This is a genomic window from Leisingera caerulea DSM 24564 (genome assembly GCF_000473325.1).
In the GTDB taxonomy this organism is placed as follows: Bacteria; Pseudomonadota; Alphaproteobacteria; order Rhodobacterales; family Rhodobacteraceae; genus Leisingera; species Leisingera caerulea.
This window is the reverse complement of the sequence record NZ_AXBI01000001.1, coordinates 16,888-37,319: the sequence shown is the minus strand read 5'-3', so window position 1 is coordinate 37,319 and position 20,432 is coordinate 16,888. Positions and strand designations below refer to the sequence as shown.

The window sequence follows — 20,432 nt, the reverse complement described above, 5'->3', positions numbered from 1 at the left end:
GCTCAATACCTTGCCTTAACTCGAGGGTGATCGTGCAACGCATTCATACTGTTTGCAGGAGATGAGAAAGAAAAGCCGCGTGGCTGGAGTGTTTGCTCTAATCAGAGTCCCAGTGGGCGATTTCGATTTGAAGATGTTAGAAGCCTCTAGTTGCCGTCCGGACTATTCGCTCCACTGCCGCCGCAACACGGAAAGCGCGCTGATCATCATACGGCCGGGTGACAATCTGAATACCGACCGGAAGCCCGCCCCCATCGCAGCCGATTGGAACCGCCAGAGCAGGTAGTTGCCCTAACATATTGAAATGGGGTGTTGTCACCCAGTCATAGTCACTGTCAAGTTCGGCCCCGTTCACAATCATTCGTTCCCAAGGGCGCTGCTCAGCACCAACGCAGTTGGTCAGGACCACTGGGCAAATAAGCGCGTCAGCCGAGTGGAGAATAGCAGAAAGCTCGGCATAGAGTCGCTTCTTGGTCTCAAACGCACGAGGGATCGCTGTGCATGGGCAGTTGCGCGCGGCAGCTCCGACACTTGTGATATAGTCACATACATCTGCGCCATGTTGCTGAAGCATTCCGCTCAAGCTTTCTGCGATCAGACTAACAGCGTAGTCCTTTGCGTCATCAATCACGGTACCTGGCCAACTGATACTAGGTTCCTCAACGGAAATACCCGCCTGCTGCATTCGTGTGGCAAAGTCGCGGATGACACTTACGATGTTTCTGGCAGGAGATGACTTGCCAAGATCAAGCGAAAGCGCGACACGGAGTGGTTCTTCGCCCAAATTGGTGAGCGGCAGCTCTAAACGCTCACGCAGTGAGCCGATGTCGGAGGGATGTCCACCGCTGATCACGTTTAGCAGCAACGCGCAGTCTCCTACACTGCGCGCCAATGGTCCAATCGCATTGTAGGGGTCATGCCCCTCTGCCGGGTCGGGCACACGACCGGCAGGCGGTTTGTAGCCTACGACCCCGCAAAGCGAGGCTGGCACCCGGATTGACCCTGCGCTGTCCGAACCAATTGCCAGTGTACTAGTCCCTGCAGCAAGACTGGCAGCAGCGCCGCCAGAGGAGCCTCCTGGTGATAGCGCCGGGTTCCAGGGGTTTCGTGTCACACCCCAAAGCCGTGTTGCAGTAATCCAGCCGAACGCCAGTTCCGACGTTGTTGTGCGTGCATGGATTATACCTCCGGCTTGCCGGATCCTGGCAACAACGGGATGGTCGCGGTGTGCCAGATTGTCTCGGTAAACAAGACTCCCGTAGGTAGTCCGGGCACCTTTCTGATCAATAACGTCTTTGACAGTGACAGTTAGCCCTTCCAGCGGGCGCAAATCCCCTGTGCGATCAAGATAGCGCCGTTCGGCCTGCCGCGCCTGCTGCATCGCGGTGTCAAAGAAGGTTTCAGTGAAGGCGTTGATAACCGGCTCTACCTCTGCCGCTCGATTTATTTGTGCTTGCAGCAGTTCAACAGGTGACAGCTCCCCCGATCGGAACAATGCGAGTGCTTCTAGCGCGCTCAGCCTGCATAAGGCTGTATCCGGCGCTATCATCTGGTTAGCTAATTGCATCGTTTTTCTGCTTTGTGCGTTGTTGCAGCTTGCGGCTTGCCTGGCCGATCAGTCTGTCAGTGATTATTGATAGGAATGCGATGCCCAGCCCAGCGACGATGCCCTCTCCGGGTTGCACCTTGGCGATTGCCACCAGCGTGTCGTGTTCTAGTCCGCGTGTGCCTACCAGCGCAGTGATCACCAGCATCCCGAAGGCGAACATGACTGTCTGATTGATCCCCAGCATGATATCTGGCAGTGCAAGCGGGAGCTGCACATGCCACAGCTTCTGCTTGGCTGTGCATCCGGACATATCTGCCACTTCGATGTTAGAGCGGCTGATATTTCGGATGCCCTGTTTTGCATATCGCACTCCGGGGGGCAGGGAATAGGCTACTATGGCGATGAGGCCGGCGAATTCACCTACTCCGACCAGCATTACTACCGGTATGAGGTAAACAAAGCTCGGCAGTGTCTGAAGGGTGTCGATAATTGGCGTGACGATCCTGTCGGCGCTTTCGTTCAACCCAGCCCAGATGCCAATCGGCAATGCCAAAACCAGCGTGACGACCACCGAAAGCGCGACTAGGTAGAGCGATATCATTGCTGCGTCCCAGTAGCCTGTGATGGCAATGAAACCCAAAAGACCAAGGCTGACCAGTGCCAGTCGCCGTCCGCCAGCCCAATAAGCAAGCCCAGTGACAATTGCTATGAAACCACTCCAGGGAACATCAAGAAGGAAGTTTTTTATCGGGCGCATTGCATAGCCAATCACACCTTCCCGCACCGCCTTGATCTGAGTGTAAAAACTGTCGCTTACCCAGAGTATGGCATCGTTCCAGAAGCTACCTGTCGAAACGGTCAGTATCTCAGGGTAGGTTTGCAAAGCGGGAAAAAAATACCCTGAGAAGTATGCGGCTGGTGTGAACAGAACCATTATCGTGGTCAGTTTGTGTTGTTGCCAGAAAAAAGCCGGCGCTGGCTCGGTATGGTTCGGTCGCCGCAGAGCAATAGCTCTGGAAATCCGGTCCAATGCGATGGCCATAAGGGTTATGGCAATTCCGGCCTCGACCGCATTGCCAATCTTCAACGCTTTGAGCCCTTGATAGACCTTGCCGCCCAAGCCGCCCGCGCCGATGACAGAGGCGATGATCACCATTGCGAAAGTTAGCATGATGACTTGGTTGAGCCCGATCAGCAGATTCTGCCGAGCTGCTGGGACCATCACCAGCCACATCTTTTGACCCCGGGTGCAACCACTCATGGACCCAAAATCATTAATATTGGACGGAACCCTCTGAAGCGCCAGTGTAGTTACTCGTGCCATAGGTGGCATCGCGTAGATCACTGTTGCAATCATCGCCGCCACTGGGTTGAACCCAAAAAGCAATAGCACCGGCACCAAGTAGGAAAACGTAGGGATGGTTTGCATCACATCGTAGATCGGCATTAGCACAGCATTGGCACGAGGACTGCGATACCCCCAGACGCCCAGCATAAGACCTAGCGCGAAACTGACCAAGACTGCGACTAGTACTGAGGACAATGTCAACATTGCCGGCAGCCACAGCCCGAAGAGCAGAAAATACATCAGCGAAGAGAACGTAAGAAACGCCACGCCCGAACCGGCAGCCCACCAAGCGAAAAGTGTCATCGCCAGAACTACCGCCGGCCAGGGAAGCGAGGGGATGACGGTCATGCTGCCGTCATCGTGGTAGACAGTGAAGCCTTCCGCTAGCAAACCCTGTAGCCCCCGCATCGGGATAGCAATGACATCAGCGATGTCGCGCGTGACTTCAGCCAAGTTGACACCGCCAATAGAGAATTCGTTGACTAGGTATTTCACTGCCACGGTGACTGAGGTCGCAATTTCCCAGACCCGGCTCTCGGGATAATCGTGCAGCCAGCTTCCTTCTTCCACCGTCATCCAAACCAACAGGGTGAAGAGAAGTGTGCTTGGCAGAACCAATGCTTTCCAACCCGGGTAGGCAATCCTGCCGCTCGCTTTAGGAGAAATATCACTTATCCCACTCATGCCGCTATCCCCAGGTTCATCAGCACAGCCGCAACCTGCCGTGCTTCAATAGCACCGATGATCTGTCCAGTCTCATCGGCTACAGGCAGCGGGTCACCGCTATCCAGCACTTTGCCTGCGACATCGCCGACAAGAGCATCTGCGTTTACTGGGGCACCAGCCAGCCCTGCTTGGACCTTCCCCATAATGGTGCGCACCCGAACCACCTTGCTCCGCGGGATTTTTTCTGTGAATTCGGCGACGTATTCATTGGCGGGCTGCATGATCAGCTCCTCGGGAGTGCCTATCTGCACTACGCGGCCTCCCTCCATAATCGCGATCCGGTCAGCCAATCGAACCGCCTCGTCAAAATCATGCGTTACGAAGACGATGGACTTGTGCAGCAGGTTCTGCAGGCGCAGGAACTCGTTCTGCATTTCCATCCGGATCAGAGGGTCAAGCGCTGAAAACGGCTCATCCAGGAACCAGATATCAGGTTCTGTGGTAAGGCTTCTGGCAATGCCAACCCGCTGCTGCTGGCCACCGGACAATTCATGCGGCCAGTAGTTTTCGCGACCGGACAGCCCGACCAGTTCCATCATCTCGCGCGCCCTGGCGAGACGTTCGTTCTTGCGCGCGCCCTGTACCCGAAGCGGAAAGGCAATATTGTCCAGCACACTCAGATGCGGCAGCAAGGCAAAATCCTGGAATACCATGCCCATTGTGTGCCGGCGTATCGTAGTCAGTTCATCGCGCGAAGCGGTCGCAAGATCCGTTCCCTTGACCTTAAGGGAGCCTAGCGTTGGTTCGGCTAACCCGGTCATGCAGCGAAGCATCGTCGACTTTCCCGAACCTGAAAGGCCCATTATCACAAAGATTTCGCCCTTGTTCACATCGAAACTCACGTTTCGAGCAGCAGAAATAACCCCTTCTTCCTTTAGAATATCTGATGTTAAGTCCTGGCCATGCTTACCGGCGACCTTCTTCGCCTTTTCACCGTAGAGTTTCCAGACAGAACGGCATTCAATTAGTGTTTGCCGGGCTGCAGATATAGAATTCTGATTTTTTGGCATTTTCGCCTCGTTTCGGCAGGGAGCCCGTACAGGCAAGGATGGCCCGGCTTTCAGCGCGGCCGGGCCGGAGTTCTAGAATTGAGGCGCCTCTAATTAATCCACGCTTTCCAGATAGTTTCATTTTCAACCATCCAGCTGGCAACGGCTTCGTCCAATGAAATGCCGTCCACGTCGACTGCCTTCAGAATGGTTGCAACCTGGGCATCTGCAAGCTCAAACTTGTCGATGATTGTTTTGGCACCAGCATCACTGTCGAGAAACTCCGCGTTCGCGTAGATCCACAACGCCCCAACCTGCACATTGCAGTCATGTGTCGCTTCAGCGTTTAGTCCCCAAGCAGGGTCAAGGTAACAATCTTGGCTGTATTCAGGGAATTTCACAAATTCACCCTCACCACTCATAAAATACCAATGCGGCGTATATCCCCAGCCGATTACCGGTTCTCCGCGCCGGGCAGCCGTCGAGATCGTAGCCACGAGCGCTGCCGCGCTTCCGGAAGCAATAGGCTCAACATCTATTCCAAAGGCTGCTGCCATCTCTTGAACTGGCATGATCCAGTCAGCCGGGCCCTCAATAAAACGGGCCTTCGGAGCAGTTTCGGCTGTAGCCAGCGCCTCAATGCAAGCTGGCTGTTTCAGTGCCTCCCAGTCAGGCAAGCCGGGGCAGTGCGCCTTAAGCGAAACCGGGTACCACCAGCCTTCGGCGGAACTCACTCCAGTAACACCCGCATTGACGGCTTTGCCGCTTTCGGTTGCACCTTCGCAAAGCTCCCAGGTGGATTGCCAGCAAATGGCGAATTGGAGATCGCCTGTTTGAATACCCGAAAAACTGGCCGTGTAATCCGCCTCGACATACTCCACCCTATAACCCGCTTCAGTCAGCGTCCCGCCGAGGATTTTCGAAATTACGTCAGTGGAAGTGTCGCTGACAACCGGAACCACTATTGGTTCGGTACGGTTAGTGGCCAGCACTTCAGTGGCCGGTATTGCTGCGGTTGCAGCCATGACGGCTGCCCGGGCTAAAAATTTCGGTTTCATGTCAAGTTCTCCCTGTTGATATAGCCGTCACGCGGAGCCGCATACCACGGTCCTGCGGTCACAACGGGGCTCTCCTCCCATTCGGATGATCGCTACGCGTATTCAGCCCGACGAAAGTTGCAGATTGATCGCCAGAGCTGAAGTCGCGTACTGCATCTAAGATAGAGACAAGGTGCGACAGCTGTAGTCTCAGAAATGTGACCAAGGCCGACCGACAAATCCATGGTTGTCAGCTCTACTGACATTAAGCGTTGCTTCCCGGATTTCATCCGAAATGGCCGGATCATCTTCATTGAATAGACCTGATGCCTTCAGCGCCTGGCGGAGATCGATAGTTTGCCCTAGTGGTTCCCAAACGACGTGATAGCAGGCTATGTCCCGCGTTGCGGCGCTGCTGATTCCAAGGCTTAGGCCAGTGAGAACCGAAGTTTGATCGCGTTGGGCAGGGTAGAGAATAGTTGTCCAGATCATTTGGCCGGCGTTCATTTCACGCTCATGCACGAATATCCGTTCACCGGTGTGGAACGCGATTCCTGTGTATTTTAGCGTGCGCCGTGATCGGTGCTTGACGGAAGCATAGTTTTCCACATTTTTTATGTAAATATATCCGCGATCGCGATACACCTTCATAAGCGACCGCTGTATTTTCCCTGGAAACTCAATTGGACGGTAGTAACAATGATAATAGCCAATGAACGGCAACATCTCGGTTAAGCTGTTGGGATTGATCCGATACAGCTTTGCAATATATTCACCAAAAGGATCCGCCTCATGCTCCAAAGGACGCCGCACCGCAATGAGCTGACGGAAATCCCGGGTGTCCATTAGGATTTCGTGCTCTTCCACTCCAAAGTGGTCGCAAATCTTTAGCATATTTCTGTGCGATGGTCGGCTTTGGCCGTTTAGGTATCGATGAAACTGTTGGCGGTTAATCGAAAGACGTTCGCAAAGGTCAGAAATAGAACGCGAATAACTGCACAACAAACGCAGATTTTCCGAAAAATTGTTTACTGCCATATTCATGCTCTCCAAAACGGCATCCTGCACCAGTGTAAGCGAGACCTGAACCCCAACTCCTAGTGCTTCGAGTCTGACGCTTGCTACCTGTTGCCCCGGATTTCATCGAGGTCGTTCAGTGCGCGGCGATCTAGGGCGATGATGTCTTCAGCCGTTTTGGTCCAGATGAAGGGCTTCGGCTTGGCGTTGTGCAGCAGCAGGTGTTGTAGATTGCGGCTTCAAGGTCGTCGACGCTGGAATAGCTGCCGCGCCGGATGCGTTTGGACGTGATCTCGGCGACGAACCGTTCAACGAAGTTGAGCCAGGATGCGCTGGTGGGCGTGAAATGCAACTTGAACCGCGGGTGCTTTGCCAGCCAGGCCATCATCTCGGGCGTCTTGTGGGTGGCGTAGTTGTCGAGCACCAGATGCACCTCACGCGGCGCCGGGACGGCCCTGTCGATGCGGCGCAGGAACTTCAGGAATTCCTTGACCCGGTGGCGCGGCAAGCATTCGCCGATCACCATGCCCGACTTCACGTCGAGCGCCGCGAACAGGGTGGTTGTGCCGTGACGCTTGTAGTCGTGGGTCATGGTGGCGGCGCGGCCCTTCTTCAGCAGTAGCCCCGGCTGGGTCCGGTCAAGCGCTTGAATTTGGGATTTTTCGTCGACGCAGAGCACCACCGCCCGCTCTGGCGGATCGAGGTTAAGCCCGACGATATCGGTGTCCTTTTCTTCGAACATTGGAACGTTCGAGACCTTGAAGGACTTGGTCAGATGCGGTTTCAGACCCGTATCGGCCCATATGCGGCCGACGCTCGACGGCGAGATGCCAACCGCCTCGGCCATGGTCGAGCGGCTCCAATGCGTTGCGTTCGGAAGGGTCTCCTGCACCGTCTTGGCAATCACCTTCAGGCGCACCTCCCGAGGCAGCGGCGGCACCCGCGACGGCCGCGTCTTGTCGCGCTTGAGCCCGGCCAGGCCATCGTCGAGATACCGCGCCTGCCAGCGCCAAACGGTCGGCTTCGACGCCTTCGCGCGCCGCATGATTGCGAAAGTACCGTGGCCGTCCGCCGTCGCCAACACGATCTCGGCCCGCCAGACCAGCTTGCGGGGCGTGTTTCGGGCGGCAACAATGGCTTGAAACTCGGCTCGGCCATCAGGGCTCAGATACAGGTAAAGGTCACCACGTCTCATCCCTCGACACTGACACACATCATCACCGATGGGAATCCTATGTCAGGTGTGGAACACTAGCACTTTTGGTTTTAGGTGTTTAGTCCCGGGGTGTGGTGGCCTATCCTCAGGCCGCTTGCAGACCTTCAGTGTGAATCGGCGTGCAAAATTGGCTCTGAAGCAGATTTGGTGCAGCCCAACCTGCTAAGCGCTATATATTGGCAGGTTTTGGAGGAGGTTGCCGATGGCGTCACAGTTTTCACGGCGGGATTTCCTGCCAGCAGGTCTCAAGGCCGACCAGGTTGAGCTTGTTGGGAACACGGTCCGGATCCACTCGCGTTCCGCCAAAGCCACGGCGGCGTGCCCGCGCTGCGGCACGGCTTCACGCCATGTTCACAGCAGGTACCGCCGACGGCCTGCCGATCTTCCTGCGCATGGCCGGAAGGTGGAACTGGTCCTGCTGGTTCGCCGCTTTCGCTGCCGTGCTCTGCATTGCCCAGCCAAGATATTTGCCGAGCGGTTTCCGGCGGACGTGACCCGGCCACATGCGCGGCGCACCTCCCGTCTGCAAGGACTGGTCCGGCACCTCGGCCTGGCACTCGGCGGGCGTCCGGCACAGGCGCTCGCCGCACGGCTCCTGCTGCCGGTCAGCAAGGATACTTTCCTCCGCAGCATCCGGGACACGGCTGAGGCCTCAAACAGTGATCTCCGCGTTATAGGTATCGACGATTGGGCTTGGCGAAAGGGGCAGCGATACGGCACTTTGATCTGCGATCTGGAGCGGCGCCGGGTCATTGATCTCCTTCCGGACCGGGAACCGGCCACGGTCGAGGCCTGGCTGCGGGCCCGTCCAGGGATTGAGGTCGTCGCCCGCGACCGCAACGGAGGCTATGGAGGTGCCGTCTCTCGGGCCTTGCCAAAAGCGGTTCAGGTTGCCGACCGCTGGCACCTGTTAGAAAACGTGAGCACAGCTTTCCTGGCCGCTGTGCAGCGTAACATGCCTGCCATCCGCAAAGCGATCGGAGCAAAGACACTGGACCCAAAGCTGCTGACAGCCGCTGAAAAGCTGCAATACGAAGGCTATCTGCGCCGCCAGCAAACCAACCGGATGGTTCGCCAGATGGCTGATGATGGCGTACCGATCCGGCGGATCGTTCGCCAGACAGGGCTCAGCCGCCAGCTCGTCCGCCAGATTTTGCGCGGGGAACGCGAGGATGTTTTCCGCATCCGTGAGAGCAGTCTGACTCCTTGGCTGCCGCGGCTGGAGCGGGAATGGGCGGGCGGCTGCCGGAACGGCGCCGAAATCTGGCGCCGGCTGCGGGCCGATGGTTTCCAGGGCAGCCTCCGCGTCGTCGGGGAATGGGCCACGCGCCAGCGCCGTGCCGGGCGGGCCGCGCCATCGGGAGCAGAAAAATCGCCGCCCGCGCGCAAGATTGCCCGCCTCCTGACCCTGGGCCGGGATCATCTGTGCAAGGCGGATGCCATCCAGGTCGCAAGGATCGAAGCTTCGCTGCCTGCTCTCGCCACAGCCCGAAGGCTGACCGACCGGTTTACGGACATGGTACGCAATGCTCGCGAAGGCGCGCTGGAAGGATGGCTGAATGAAGCGGAAGACGGGCTGCTCGGTGCCTTTGCCCGCGGGCTGCGGCGAGATCAGGCAGCGGTCGCCGCGGCGCTTCGGGAACCATGGTCGAACGGGCAGACTGAAGGGCAGATTAACCGCCTCAAAACGCTCAAACGCCAGATGTATGGAAGGGCGAACATCGACCTGCTCAAAGCGCGGCTCGTTCAAGCGCTCTGATCTGAGGGAGGCCGAAGTTGCACCAAAACTGAGTCAGAGCCAAATTCAAACGCTGAAACCGGGTCAGTTTTGAACGCTCATTGACAGTTTACTGAAGGATTCTTTGGGAAAAAACGCCAGAACAGGTTGCCTAATCAACAGCCAATGCAGTTCGGTACTCTTCCGAGGTGATCCAGCTGCCGAGCCGGTCGAGAATTCCGTCAAGCGTTGCAAGCTCCTGGTCCGACAGAGGTTCAGTCAGAATTACCTCAAGACGGTCAGATAACTGGCGGGCGATGCGACGAATATTCTGCCCTTTGGGCGTTGTAGTCAGCAGAAACACCCGGGCATCTTCAAGAGAGTTCTCCCTTACAATCAGGCCGTCGCCCAACAGGGTTCGAATGATCCTCGACGTAAGGCTGCGCTCCAATCCCGTCGCCTTGGCTATCTCCGCAAATGTGGTGCCAGGTGTGTCGTCAATTAGCCTTAAAACCCGCAATTCCCGGATCCGGAAGCCCGTTTCGCGCAAGAATATCTCGTCATTGGCACCGATCGCTTCCTGCGCCACGAGCTCGAGCCGGTAGGTCAATCTTTCGTTTCTGAAGGCTTTTTTCATCTTCATCTGGATCCGTTATTTACTGAGCCACGGTGCAGGAAAGGTATCAAGCGATACCCTGATTTCACCAAGCAATAATCTTAAACTATAACCACTTTGCAAATTTAATCTCACATCGCAACCATCTTGCCTTGAGACATAATGGAGGCCCGTCGCATGTTCGCAGAGTGGTATAGCATCCAGAAGCCCATTTCTGAGAGCTGGCTGCACGATCTTCACAGCCATCCCGAAACTGGCTTCGAAGAAACCAAGACCGCTGCCTTCGTAGCCAGCCGTCTAACGGAATTCGGCTATGAAGTTGCCACTGGCCTCGGCGGCACTGGTGTCGTCGGAACCTTGCACGGTGCAGGCGCCAGTGATGCTGCACCGGGCCGCCGCATCGGCTTTCGCGCCGAACTGGATGCACTGCCGATGGCAGAAGAGGCGGACGTGCCTTACCGTTCAAAAGTGGAGGGGAGATTCCACGGCTGCGGCCATGACGGCCACACCGTCACCGCGCTCACTGCGGCGGCCTATCTGGCGCACAGCCCAGATTTCGACGGCACCGTGCATTTCATCTTCCAGCCTGCCGAGGAATTGCTTACCGGTGCCCGCGCAATGCTGGCCGACGGCCTGTTCGAGCGTTTTCCCTGCGACGAGATCTACGCCCTGCACAACCTGCCCGGCCTGCCGGCGGGCAAAGTCAGCATACCATCAGCTGCAGCAATGGCCTCAGCTGACAACATCGACGTCACCATTCGCGCCAATGGTGCCCACGGTTCGATGCCGCATACTGGCGAGGACGCCATCGCGGCGGCCTCTGCCTTCATCGGTTTGGTACAGCAAACGTCGACCCGGGTCATCGATGCGCGGGAAGCCGGTGTGATCTCCTTTGGCGTTCTCACGGGGGGCACGGCTCGCAATGTGTTGCCTGCTGAGGTCTCCATCGAAGGAACAATGCGCACCAACGCGCCCGAGGTACGCGACAGGCTGGCCACCTTGCTTCAGGAAGCCGCCACTGCGGCCGAGCACCTCTACGGCGTCGCGGTAGAGCTTCAGGTCACCAAAGTTGCTCCTGTGACTTTCAACAATAGTGACGCCGTCGCCGCAGTGACGGCCTCGGCCAAACGGGTCGCCGGTGCAGACAAAGTTATTGCAGATGCCCGAAATCTGATGGCCTCCGAGGATTTCTCGGAATTTCTGAACCGGGTGCCGGGCAGCTACTTCTTCATCGGACAGGACGGCCGTGCACCGCACCACCCCGAATTCGTCTTCGACCCGGCGGTCATTCCGCTGGGTGCTGCGATTTTTGCCGACCTGGCCAAATGCCGGACCCGCAAGCCTGAATAACCACGATCATACATCCAAGGGAGGAAACAGATGATCAACCCTGCCATCAAACTGCTCAAGGGCGCCGCGGCGGCTGCCGTAATTCTGACCGCTACGGTTCAAGCCGCCAGCGCGGAAAACTTGACGATGTCGTCCTGGGTGCCGCCGACCCATTTCGTGCATACCGACTTTCTCGTGCCCTTTACCGAAAAAGTAGCTGAGGTCACAGAAGGCCGTGTCACCGTGACCATCCTGCCCGCGCCGCTGGCCAGCCCGCCGCAGCACTGGGAGCTGGCTCGCAATGGCGTCGCCGACATCACTTGGGGTAATTTCACTTACGAGCCGGAGCGTTTCGTACCGCTGTGGTTCGCGGAATTCCCCAACGCCGGCACCAACGCCGAGGCACAAAGCCGGGCGCTTTGGCAAACCTACGAGAAGTTTCTGGCCGGCAATCCTGCTTTTGACGGGGTCAAGATGCTGGCCGTAGGCATGTTTGGAGGCGGCCAACTGCACCACGGCAGCGCCGCTGTGACCACACCCGAGGATGTGAGCGGCCAGAAGTTCCGCATGGGAGGCCCGATCCAGGAGCAGCTGCTGACCAAACTGGGGGCGGTTCCGGTCGCGGCGCCCGCCACCAAAGCCTACGAAATGCTGGAAAGCGGAGTCATCGATGGCTCGCTGCACACCATGGAATCCGTGGTCAACTTCAGGCTCGAGGACAGCCTCAAGCATCACACAATTTTCCCCAACGGTTTTTATGACGCGACCTTCTTCGTGATCATGAACGGCGCCAAATGGGACCGGCTCAGCGATGCCGACAAAGCGGCGATCGAAGCCGTCACCGGTGAGGCCCTGTCGGCGGCATGGGGCAAGAACTTCGATCTCCAAAACCCAGCTGCATCGGAGAAGCTGGCTGCTGAAGGTCACGAAATTGCCGAAGCCGCACCCGAGCTGATTACCGCGGTGAACAATATCTACGACGAGATGGTGTCGGAGTGGACCGAGAAGGCAAAGGCTGCCGGCGTGGAAGACCCGGCTGCGATGCTTGGCTTCTACAGAGAGACCTACACCGAATTGGCTGCGGAATAACCCTCTCCGGGCAAACCACTCGGGGACGGTGCGGCCGTCCCCCTTTCTGCAATAGGAGGCCGCAGGATGCGCTCTTTGGCTTTGAAAATCCGCCGGACAGTAGAAACGGCAATGGCACTGTTTCTGCTGGCCATGGTGGCTCTCACCTTCACCGATGTGATCGGACGCCGCCTGTTCGGCGAACCGGTTTACGGCGCAAATGACATTACCGAACACCTGATGGCGCTGACAGTCTTTGCCGGCTTGCCTTTGGTGACCGCCGCGGGGGCGCACCTGACAATCGATCTTCTCGACAAACTGCTGGACCGCCCCGGGTTGGCATGGTGGCGCGTGCTGACCGGGCTTCTGGTGGCAGCTGTGCTCGGCATGATGGCCTGGTTGTTCGTCAAGCACGGCCTCAATGCCTCGAGCATTTCTGAGGTCAGTCAAGCGCTTCGCGTGCCGCGCGCACCGCTCTATTTCTTCATGGCACTGAGCTGCGCGCTGTCTGCAGTGGCCGCCTTTGCCGTGGTCCTCGGCAGGCCGCTGGCCGACGCCGAAAACACCCATAAGGAGGAAGTGTTATGATTGCCGGTTCTCTGTCCATGGCTGCGGCCATCCTGCTTGCCTTCCTCAGGATCCCGCTGGCCTTTTCGCTGCTCGCTGTTTCGGTCATAGGTATCGGGCTGGCGATTAACTGGAACATTGCGCTGCAGCTGGTGCCGCTGACGATCTCGGACGCAGTGCTGTCCTATGACCTTGCCGTAGTGCCTATGTTCATCCTGATGGGCAATGTCATCTCCAAAACCGGCATCGCCCACGATCTGTTCCGCGCCGCATATGCCTTTGTGGGCAACGTGCGCGGCGGGCTGGCGCTTTCCGCCATGGCCGCCTGCTCCGGCTTCTCCGCCGTCTGCGGCTCCAGCTATGCCACCGCCGCCACCATGGCCAAGGTGTCCTATCCCAGCATGAAAAAATACGGCTACTCCGACGAGCTGGCGGCCGGCACCATTGCCGCCGGCGGCACACTCGGCATCCTGATCCCGCCCTCGATCATCATGGTGGTCTACGGAATTCTGACCCAGACCAACATCGGCGACTTGTTTATTGCCGGAGTGGTGCCGGGGCTGATCGGTCTGGCCGCCTACATGGTGGCAATCCGCATCATTGCGGCCCTTGACCCAAGCCATGCCCCGCGCGGGGAAAGCACCCCCTGGCCGGAAAAGCTCCTGGCGCTGTCCGGCGTCTGGCCTTTCCTGCTGTTGTTCGGGCTGATCATCGGCGGGCTTTATGCCAAGCTGTTCACCCCCACTGAGGCCGCTGGCATGGGAGCTGGTCTTGCCATCCTGATCGCGGCCTTTCACGGGCGGCTCGGCTGGAGCGTGCTGCGCACCATCATCATCGATACCGCCTATACCTCGGTATCGCTTTACACTGTGCTTTTCGGCGCACTGATGCTGTCCAAGCTGCTCACTCTGTCCGGGCTTGCCGCGGGTGTTTTGGGGCTGGTCGAGTCGACCGGGCTCGAAGGCCTCGCGCTGATCTTCGTCATCATGGCGGTGTTCCTTGTTCTGGGCTGCGTGATGGATTCTATGGCCATCATTCTGATCTTCGTGCCCCTGTTCGCACCGGTGGTGGTTTCCCAAGGCTTTGACCTGGTCTGGTTCGGCATCATTGTGATCGTGGTGACCGAAATCGCCCTTGTCACGCCACCCGTCGGTATGAACGTCTTTGTTCTCAAGGCCGTGCTGCCAGAAGTCCCGGTGGTAAAGATCTTCAGAGGGCTGGTGCCGTTCATCATCGCCGATGTAGCCAGGCTGGCTCTGCTGATCGCCTTCCCTGCCCTGACGCTTTGGCTGGGAAGTACGGTAGGGTGAACTCCGAGACCCGTTCAGGTTCTCCTTGCCTGAACGGGACTTTTACTGTGGAAACTGCCGCAGGCCGGCCGCCAGCTTTGCAGCAATGTCAGCTCGAGGCACCAAGGTCTCTGCACAGCGAGAACAGCCCCGCACGCGAATTGATCCCCAGCTTGCCATAGGCGCGCTTACGGTAGGTGATCACGGTATTGGGCGCGACCTCCAGAGCCGCTGCGATCACCTCCGCCTTCTGCCCCGCCAGAATACCCAGGCAGACCGCCCGCTCCCGCTCACTCAACGCGTCCAGAGCCGGTGGAGTGGCGCTGCCGGCGGTACTTTCGAAATGCATCAGCGCCAACCGGCCTGCAATTCGTGCTAAATCCGCGTCGCAGTCCGGCTGTGCCCCGCCCGTCTGGTACAGGCTTACGAACAGCCTCAGCCGCACTCCGGCGGCCAGCACAGTGGTCTTGGCCCGCAGCCCCGGCGTGTCAAAGAATATCCGCCGGTAGTCGCTGCCCATCGTTTCAGCAATCGTCTCCAGCCGCCTCAGCCGGACTGTGCCTGGCTGCGCCTGCACCAGTTCAGGCAAAAGCGGATCCTGCAGATACCAGCCATCCAGATATTGCGCTGACAGTTCCTCGGCTAGCGCTGCACTTCGGTAATGGCGCGAGAACAGGCAGCGCGCATTCCCTTCAGTGATCGCAAATACCATGACCTGATCGGCCCCCAACGTTTCCATGAACTCTGAAAACGCCGGCGCAAAGCCGCCGCTGCCCAGCAGCGCAAGACAAGTATCGATATGCCGGATACAGGATGCCATCGCCACAAGCTATCATGTCCCCCCTCAAGGAGGACAGACAGGACACCTGCCGGGCAGCTATGTTTTTCCCAATCAAGGAGGAACTTACCTATGAGACCGGCAGGCCGCGGCGACACCGACTCGCTCTACTTCACGTACCCGCATTTTGATCCGCCGGAATACCGCAGCAATCTATCAGATGATGTTCCGGTCGCAATCGTGGGCGCCGGTCCTGTGGGCATGACAGCAGCACTCGCCCTGGCCCGCCACGGCGTGCCATCGGTGCTGTTTGACGCTAAGTCCACCTTCAACGACGGAAGCCGCGCCATCTGTGTCGCCCGCCACAGTTTTCGCATCTTCGAGCGCATCGGCGCAGTAACGCCCTTCCTGGAAAAAGCGCTGCCCTGGACCACAGGGCGCAGTTTCTACCGCGGCCGCCAGATCCTCGAGTTCGCAATGCCTGACAGCCGGGCCGAGAAGTACCGGCCGATGTACAACATCCAGCAGCAGTACATCGAGCAGTATCTTTGGGACGCCATCGCCCGCGAGCCGCTGATCGAAACCCGCTGGCAAAGCCGGATCACCGGGGCCAGTGATACCCGCGATGGCGTCACCCTAACGGTCGAAGACCCGCACGGCATCTATACGCTCAACGCGGCTTGGGTGCTGGCCGCGGACGGCGCCCGCAGTGCCATCCGCAAACTGCGCGGCCTTCGCCTGAAAGGTGAGAACTACGAGGGCCGCTATGTCATCGCCGATGTGCAGATGAAGCACGGTTACCCAACCATCCGCCGGGCACTGTTTGACCCTGACTGCCGCCGCGGCGGTACAGTCCTGGTACACAAGCAGCCAGATGATATCTGGCGCATCGACTACCAGCTTCACGATGGCGAGGATGAGAAGAAAGCCATCCGCGAGGAGACTGTGCGCGCCTCGGTCAGCGCAGTGCTGCGGGAGATTGGCCATGACGGCGACTGGGAGCTGGAATGGTGGAGCGTCTATTCCGCCAACACGCTGGCGCTGGATGACTACCGGGACGGACGCGTGTTCTTCGTCGGCGACAGCGCCCATATCGTGCCGATCTTCGGCGTGCGCGGCCTGAACAACGGCTTGGCCGACGCCTATGACATCGCATGGAAACTGGCCTGGGTGCTGCAAGGAAAAGCCGGGACAGCGCTTTTGGACAGCTACACGCCGGAACGCCGCGGCGCGACGCTGGATGTCTTCGCCAATGCATCCAAGTCGGCCCGATTCATGACCCCGCCCAGCCCCGGCTGGCAGTTGATGCGAGACACGGCGCTAAACCTCGCGCTAAGCCATCCGTTCGCAGGCGGGCTGGCCAACCCCCGGCAGATGACTCCCTACAGTTATGCCGCCAGCCCTGCCGTCTGGGCCGACGATACGGGCTTCGAAGGTGGCCCGCAGCCTGGCACGGTGTTGCCCGACGCCCGCACTTCAGACGGGTTTCTCTCCGGCCTTCTGGGCCCCGGCTTCAGTCTCGTCACCTTCGGGGAGGCGTTGGCCGAAACTGCTGCTGAGCTGGGCCTGACACATATCGTATTGCCACCGGGTTCCGACGCCGCGCGGTTGCTTTCTGCCTCTCCGGACAGCGCCTATCTCATCCGGCCCGACACCCATATTGCCGCCCGCTGGTGCCAAGCCACACCTGGAGCGCTGCGGCAGGCTTTCGCCCGCGCCACAGCAGGAGAAATCAAATGACACCGGAAGACCTCGAATCCGTTTTTGAAACCCTGGCCCGTGCGCTGGACGCCGCAGGAGAGGAACAGCACGCTGCACTGCTGGCGAAACTGGTTCTGCTGTTGTCCCGCGATTTGGATGACCCCGGCCTGGTCTGCCGGCGCATCATGGAAGCGGGCAAGAACCTTGCCGCTTAGCGCTGCCACCTTCAGTCCGGTGCGGTGCCCCCGCAGGCTGGCTTCGTCGCGCAGCCGGCGGGCATACTGGAATTTGCGAAATCAACGGGGACTCTGATCTTAACCGCATCACCTCTCGGCCCGGTTTCTACGCTGGGGAAGAGCAACCAGTAATAACAGCATGAATGCGCTGGCCAACCGGAATGGTATGTATACATACCTTACTTGAGGGGGGCGCTGAATAGTACAATCAGTAATAACCGTTCAGAAAGCGGTGAAGCGGAGAGTTGGCCATGCAGTACTACGTTGACGGGTTCAAACCTGGTGATCCCGATATCAAACCATCAGCACCAGGCCTTGGTCGTGCCACCTCGAACGCAAACGATATCCCGCAAAAGGTCGATGTACTGATTGCCGGGTGCGGACCCGCAGGGCTGTGCCTCGCGGCACAGTTGGCGGGTTTTCCGGAAATTTCGACCATGATTGTCGAACCAAAACACGGGCCTATGGAAAAAGGGCAAGCCGATGGCGTCAGCGTCCGCTCGATGGAAATGTTTCAGGCCTTTGGCTTTGCGGAAAAGGTAAAGCGCGAAGCCTACTGGGTGAACCAGACGGCGTTCTGGAAGCCCTCCCCCGCCGATCCGAGCCATATCCACCGCGTAGGGATCGCTCAGGACGTGGCCGATGATCAGTCAGAGATGCCGCATACAATCGTGAACCAGGCGAGGATACACCAGTTGTTCCTCGACGTGATGAAGAACGCCCCAACACGTTTGGAACCCCATTACGGGCTGCGCGTCAATGACCTGGCGATTGACAGCGGCAGCGACGATCACCCCGTTACTGTTACCTTGGAACACGTAGCCGAAGATGGCAGCGCAGGTGACACTGTTACAGTGCGCGCGAATTATGTGGTCGGTTGCGACGGCGCGCGCAGCACAGTGCGCAAATCAATCGGTGGCAAGTTACACGGCGATGCGGCGCATCAGGCCTGGGGGGTTATGGATATTCTGGCGAATTCAGATTTCCCGGATCTGCGCAGGAAGTGCCTGATCCAGTCAGCGAAGGAAGGCAATATCCTGATCATCCCGCGCGAAGGCGGCTATCTATTCCGGATGTATGTCGAACTCGACAAGCTCAATCCGGATGAACGGGTGTCGAACCGCAACCTGACAGCCGGCGATATTATCGCTGCGGCGAACCGGATCATGGCCCCCTACTCCATCGACGTCAAAGAGGTGGTCTGGTGGTCGGTCTACGAGATCGGCCACAGGCTGACCGACAAGTTCGATGATGTCCCCGCGGATGAGATTGCCCACCGGACACCCCGCGTTTTCACCGCCGGGGATGCCTGCCACACCCACAGCCCCAAGGCGGGGCAAGGTATGAATGTTTCCATGGGCGACACCTTCAACCTCGGTTGGAAACTTGCCCATGTTCTGACCGGCCGGTCAGACCCGGGCCTGCTGCATAGTTACTCGGCCGAACGTCAGCTGGAAGCCAAGCGGTTAGTTGAGACCGATCACAAGTGGGCGCGCATTATGAGCGCTCCGCCGGGCGAATCCGAACTTGATGGCAGCGAAATGCCCCGGTTTCAAAAGCAGTTCATCGAGAACCTGGAATTTACCGGCGGGCTTGCCGTTCACTACGAACCTTCAAGGATTATCGCCGCGTCGGCGCACCAGTCGCTTGCCACGGGCCAAATCGCGGGCAAGCGCTTCCATTCGGCGCCGGTTCTAAGGCTATCCGATGCGAAGCCCATGCAGCTGGGCCATGTTGCCGAAGCGGACGGGCGCTGGCGCATCTACGCCTTCGCAGGACAAGATGACGATGGAACCGAAGGCGGTGCGATTCATAACCTGTGCGCCTATCTGGAAAATGACCCTTCGTCACCGATCCGGCGGTATACCCGTGCAGCTGAAGATATCGATGCCCTGATCGACCTGCGCACCATCTTCCAGCAGGATTTCAAGGCGCTGAACTTTGAGGACATGCCGGGCCTGCTTCGGCCTGGAAAGGGCCGCTACGGGCTGCGCGACTTCGAGAAGATTTTCTGCGTCGATCACAAGCGGGGTGACGACATCTACGCGATGCGCGGCATTGACTGCAAACAGGGCTGCATGATCGTCGTCCGGCCGGACCAATACGTGGCGCACATCCTGCCGCTTGACGGCTTCGCTGCACTTTCAACCTTCTTCGACGGCGTCTTCAAACCGCAAGATGAACAATAAAGGGGCCGCCGCCGCCCACCGCGCCGCGCTTTTTCAAATGCAGCGCAGGCACCTTGGTGCCAGCTCCGACTCTGCGCCCGGCAACATGCACGCGCGCCCAAGCGGCGCCTTCCAGAGTGATTCGCCATGACCGATGTCCTGCTCCTAATGCTGCCGATCTTCACGATGATCGGGATCGGCAGCCTCTTCGTGTCCCGCAGATGGTTTCCCGCAGACGGCCTGCCGGTTCTGAACCGGTTCGTGATGAATGCCTGCATTCCAGTGCTGCTGTTTTCCGCCATCGCAAACGGCGAAACGCTGGCGGATTTCTCCTGGCTCAACGCATTCGTCTTTGGCGCCGCATCGCTAGTGTCGAGCGCGGTTCTGTGGGCCGTCCTGCGCTTTGCCCTGCACGAACCGGCCCCGCAGCGCATTATCCTGGCGCTCGGCGGGGCGGCCGCCAACACCATTTTTCTCGGCTTCCCGATTGCCTCGGCCTTCATACCCGGCAGCGCGGCCAAGGTCTTTTCCTGGGTCGTGTTCGCCGAAGTTGCGATCATCATCCCGGTCGTGACTACACTGGCGCTGCTGGCCGAGAACACATCCGGTCAGAACGCCTTTGGCGCCGCTTTGAAAGCACTGGCGCACAGCCCAGTCGTCTTGGGCCTGGCCGCCGGTTTCGCCTTCCTCGCGACCGGCCTCACCCTTCCGGAATGGTTGGACCGTGTGGTCACGTCAATCGTCGCCGCCGCACCGTTCATCGCGCTGTTCGTGATCGGGGGCAGTATCCTGCAATTCCGGGTGTCGCGCAGCGGACCGCGTGTCGCGGCCGTCACCGCGGCCAAGCTGATCATCCACCCGTTTGTGGTCGGCGGTGCCTTCTGCGCTGTATTCGGCTGGCAGGACCCGGTGGCGCGGGACGCGGTCCTGTTTTCATGCATGCCGCTGTTTCTATCCTATGCGGTGTTCTGCGGCCGCCACTCAGTCGGTGAAACCGGCGCGTCGGCCATTGTTCTGTCAACGCTTTTCGGGGCCGTCACGGTGCCCGTCATCCTTGCCCAGCTGTACTGAAACCGCAAGC

The 20,432-nt window shown here is 58.7% G+C and carries 16 protein-coding genes and 1 pseudogene; 9 read left to right on the top strand and 8 right to left on the bottom strand.

The features are described 5' to 3' along the window. Positions 1 to 136 precede the first annotated feature (136 nt). The 6 genes and pseudogenes from CAER_RS29035 to CAER_RS26965 all read right to left on the bottom strand — a co-directional run bounded on the left by CAER_RS29035 (position 137) and on the right by CAER_RS26965 (position 7,861). Positions 137 to 1,567, bottom strand: coding sequence for an amidase (locus CAER_RS29035; protein WP_084299289.1), 1,431 nt, complete (start codon positions 1,565 to 1,567; stop codon positions 137 to 139). Next, the gene (locus CAER_RS0100180) at positions 1,554 to 3,581 is read right to left on the bottom strand and encodes an ABC transporter permease (protein ID WP_027233540.1); all 2,028 of its coding nucleotides are present in this window, start codon (positions 3,579 to 3,581) and stop codon (positions 1,554 to 1,556) included. The genes CAER_RS29035 and CAER_RS0100180 overlap by 14 nt, the downstream gene beginning before the upstream one ends. After that, positions 3,578 to 4,633: a quaternary amine ABC transporter ATP-binding protein gene (locus CAER_RS0100175; RefSeq protein WP_051357605.1), complete on the bottom strand. Its 1,056-nt coding sequence runs from the start codon at positions 4,631 to 4,633 to the stop codon at positions 3,578 to 3,580. The genes CAER_RS0100180 and CAER_RS0100175 overlap by 4 nt, the downstream gene beginning before the upstream one ends. An 89-nt stretch (positions 4,634 to 4,722) precedes the next feature. Then, positions 4,723 to 5,670 (bottom strand): glycine betaine ABC transporter substrate-binding protein, encoded by a 948-nt coding sequence (locus tag CAER_RS0100170; RefSeq protein ID WP_051357604.1) that lies wholly within the window; start codon positions 5,668 to 5,670, stop codon positions 4,723 to 4,725. Between the two features lie 189 nt (positions 5,671 to 5,859). Continuing rightward, positions 5,860 to 6,687: a helix-turn-helix domain-containing protein gene (locus tag CAER_RS26970; RefSeq protein WP_161631043.1), complete on the bottom strand. Its 828-nt coding sequence runs from the start codon at positions 6,685 to 6,687 to the stop codon at positions 5,860 to 5,862. Positions 6,688 to 6,770: 83 nt separating this feature from the next. Further along, positions 6,771 to 7,861 (bottom strand): annotated as a pseudogene (locus CAER_RS26965) (IS630 family transposase). Positions 7,862 to 8,084: 223 nt separating this feature from the next. Between CAER_RS26965 and CAER_RS0100155 the strand changes: the two are divergent. Then, the gene (locus tag CAER_RS0100155) at positions 8,085 to 9,641 is read left to right on the top strand and encodes an ISL3 family transposase (RefSeq protein WP_027233537.1); all 1,557 of its coding nucleotides are present in this window, start codon (positions 8,085 to 8,087) and stop codon (positions 9,639 to 9,641) included. A gap of 130 nt (positions 9,642 to 9,771) precedes the next feature. On the opposite strand, the gene CAER_RS26960 is transcribed toward CAER_RS0100155, so the two are convergent. Further along, positions 9,772 to 10,242 (bottom strand): MarR family winged helix-turn-helix transcriptional regulator, encoded by a 471-nt coding sequence (locus tag CAER_RS26960; protein ID WP_084299285.1) that lies wholly within the window; start codon positions 10,240 to 10,242, stop codon positions 9,772 to 9,774. A gap of 150 nt (positions 10,243 to 10,392) precedes the next feature. On the opposite strand from CAER_RS26960, the gene CAER_RS0100145 reads away from it, so the two are divergent. From CAER_RS0100145 to CAER_RS0100130, 4 genes are all read left to right on the top strand, one after another. Next, entirely contained in the window at positions 10,393 to 11,565 is a 1,173-nt protein-coding gene (locus tag CAER_RS0100145) for an amidohydrolase (protein WP_051357602.1), read from the top strand. A 30-nt stretch (positions 11,566 to 11,595) separates the two neighbouring features. Beyond that, on the top strand, positions 11,596 to 12,633 hold the full coding sequence (locus CAER_RS0100140) for a TRAP transporter substrate-binding protein (protein WP_051357601.1): 1,038 nt from the start codon (positions 11,596 to 11,598) through the stop codon (positions 12,631 to 12,633). Positions 12,634 to 12,744: 111 nt separating this feature from the next. Next, a complete protein-coding gene (locus CAER_RS0100135) occupies positions 12,745 to 13,200 on the top strand; it encodes a TRAP transporter small permease (RefSeq protein ID WP_245597298.1) in 456 nt (151 codons plus the stop codon). After that, complete coding sequence (locus tag CAER_RS0100130; protein ID WP_027233533.1) at positions 13,197 to 14,489, top strand: TRAP transporter large permease; 1,293 nt, start codon at positions 13,197 to 13,199, stop codon at positions 14,487 to 14,489. The genes CAER_RS0100135 and CAER_RS0100130 overlap by 4 nt, the downstream gene beginning before the upstream one ends. A gap of 88 nt (positions 14,490 to 14,577) precedes the next feature. Here the strand turns inward: CAER_RS0100130 and CAER_RS0100125 are convergent, their stop codons facing one another. Then, positions 14,578 to 15,288 carry a helix-turn-helix transcriptional regulator gene (locus CAER_RS0100125; RefSeq protein WP_027233532.1) on the bottom strand — a complete coding sequence of 237 codons (711 nt, stop codon included), beginning with the start codon at positions 15,286 to 15,288 and terminating at the stop codon, positions 14,578 to 14,580. A 90-nt stretch (positions 15,289 to 15,378) separates the two neighbouring features. Here CAER_RS0100125 and CAER_RS0100120 point away from each other — a divergent pair, with 90 nt between their 5' ends. The 4 genes from CAER_RS0100120 (at position 15,379) to CAER_RS0100105 (ending at position 20,422) form a co-directional block, all read left to right on the top strand. Beyond that, positions 15,379 to 16,986: an FAD-dependent monooxygenase gene (locus CAER_RS0100120; protein WP_027233531.1), complete on the top strand. Its 1,608-nt coding sequence runs from the start codon at positions 15,379 to 15,381 to the stop codon at positions 16,984 to 16,986. Continuing rightward, the gene (locus CAER_RS0100115; protein ID WP_027233530.1) at positions 16,983 to 17,162 is read left to right on the top strand and encodes a hypothetical protein; all 180 of its coding nucleotides are present in this window, start codon (positions 16,983 to 16,985) and stop codon (positions 17,160 to 17,162) included. Before CAER_RS0100120 ends, CAER_RS0100115 begins: the two co-directional genes overlap by 4 nt. Positions 17,163 to 17,434: 272 nt before the next feature. After that, complete coding sequence (locus CAER_RS0100110) at positions 17,435 to 19,372, top strand: FAD-binding monooxygenase (RefSeq protein ID WP_027233529.1); 1,938 nt, start codon at positions 17,435 to 17,437, stop codon at positions 19,370 to 19,372. 126 nt (positions 19,373 to 19,498) lie between these two features. After that, entirely contained in the window at positions 19,499 to 20,422 is a 924-nt protein-coding gene (locus tag CAER_RS0100105) for an AEC family transporter (protein WP_027233528.1), read from the top strand. The last annotated feature ends 10 nt before the right edge of the window (positions 20,423 to 20,432 follow it).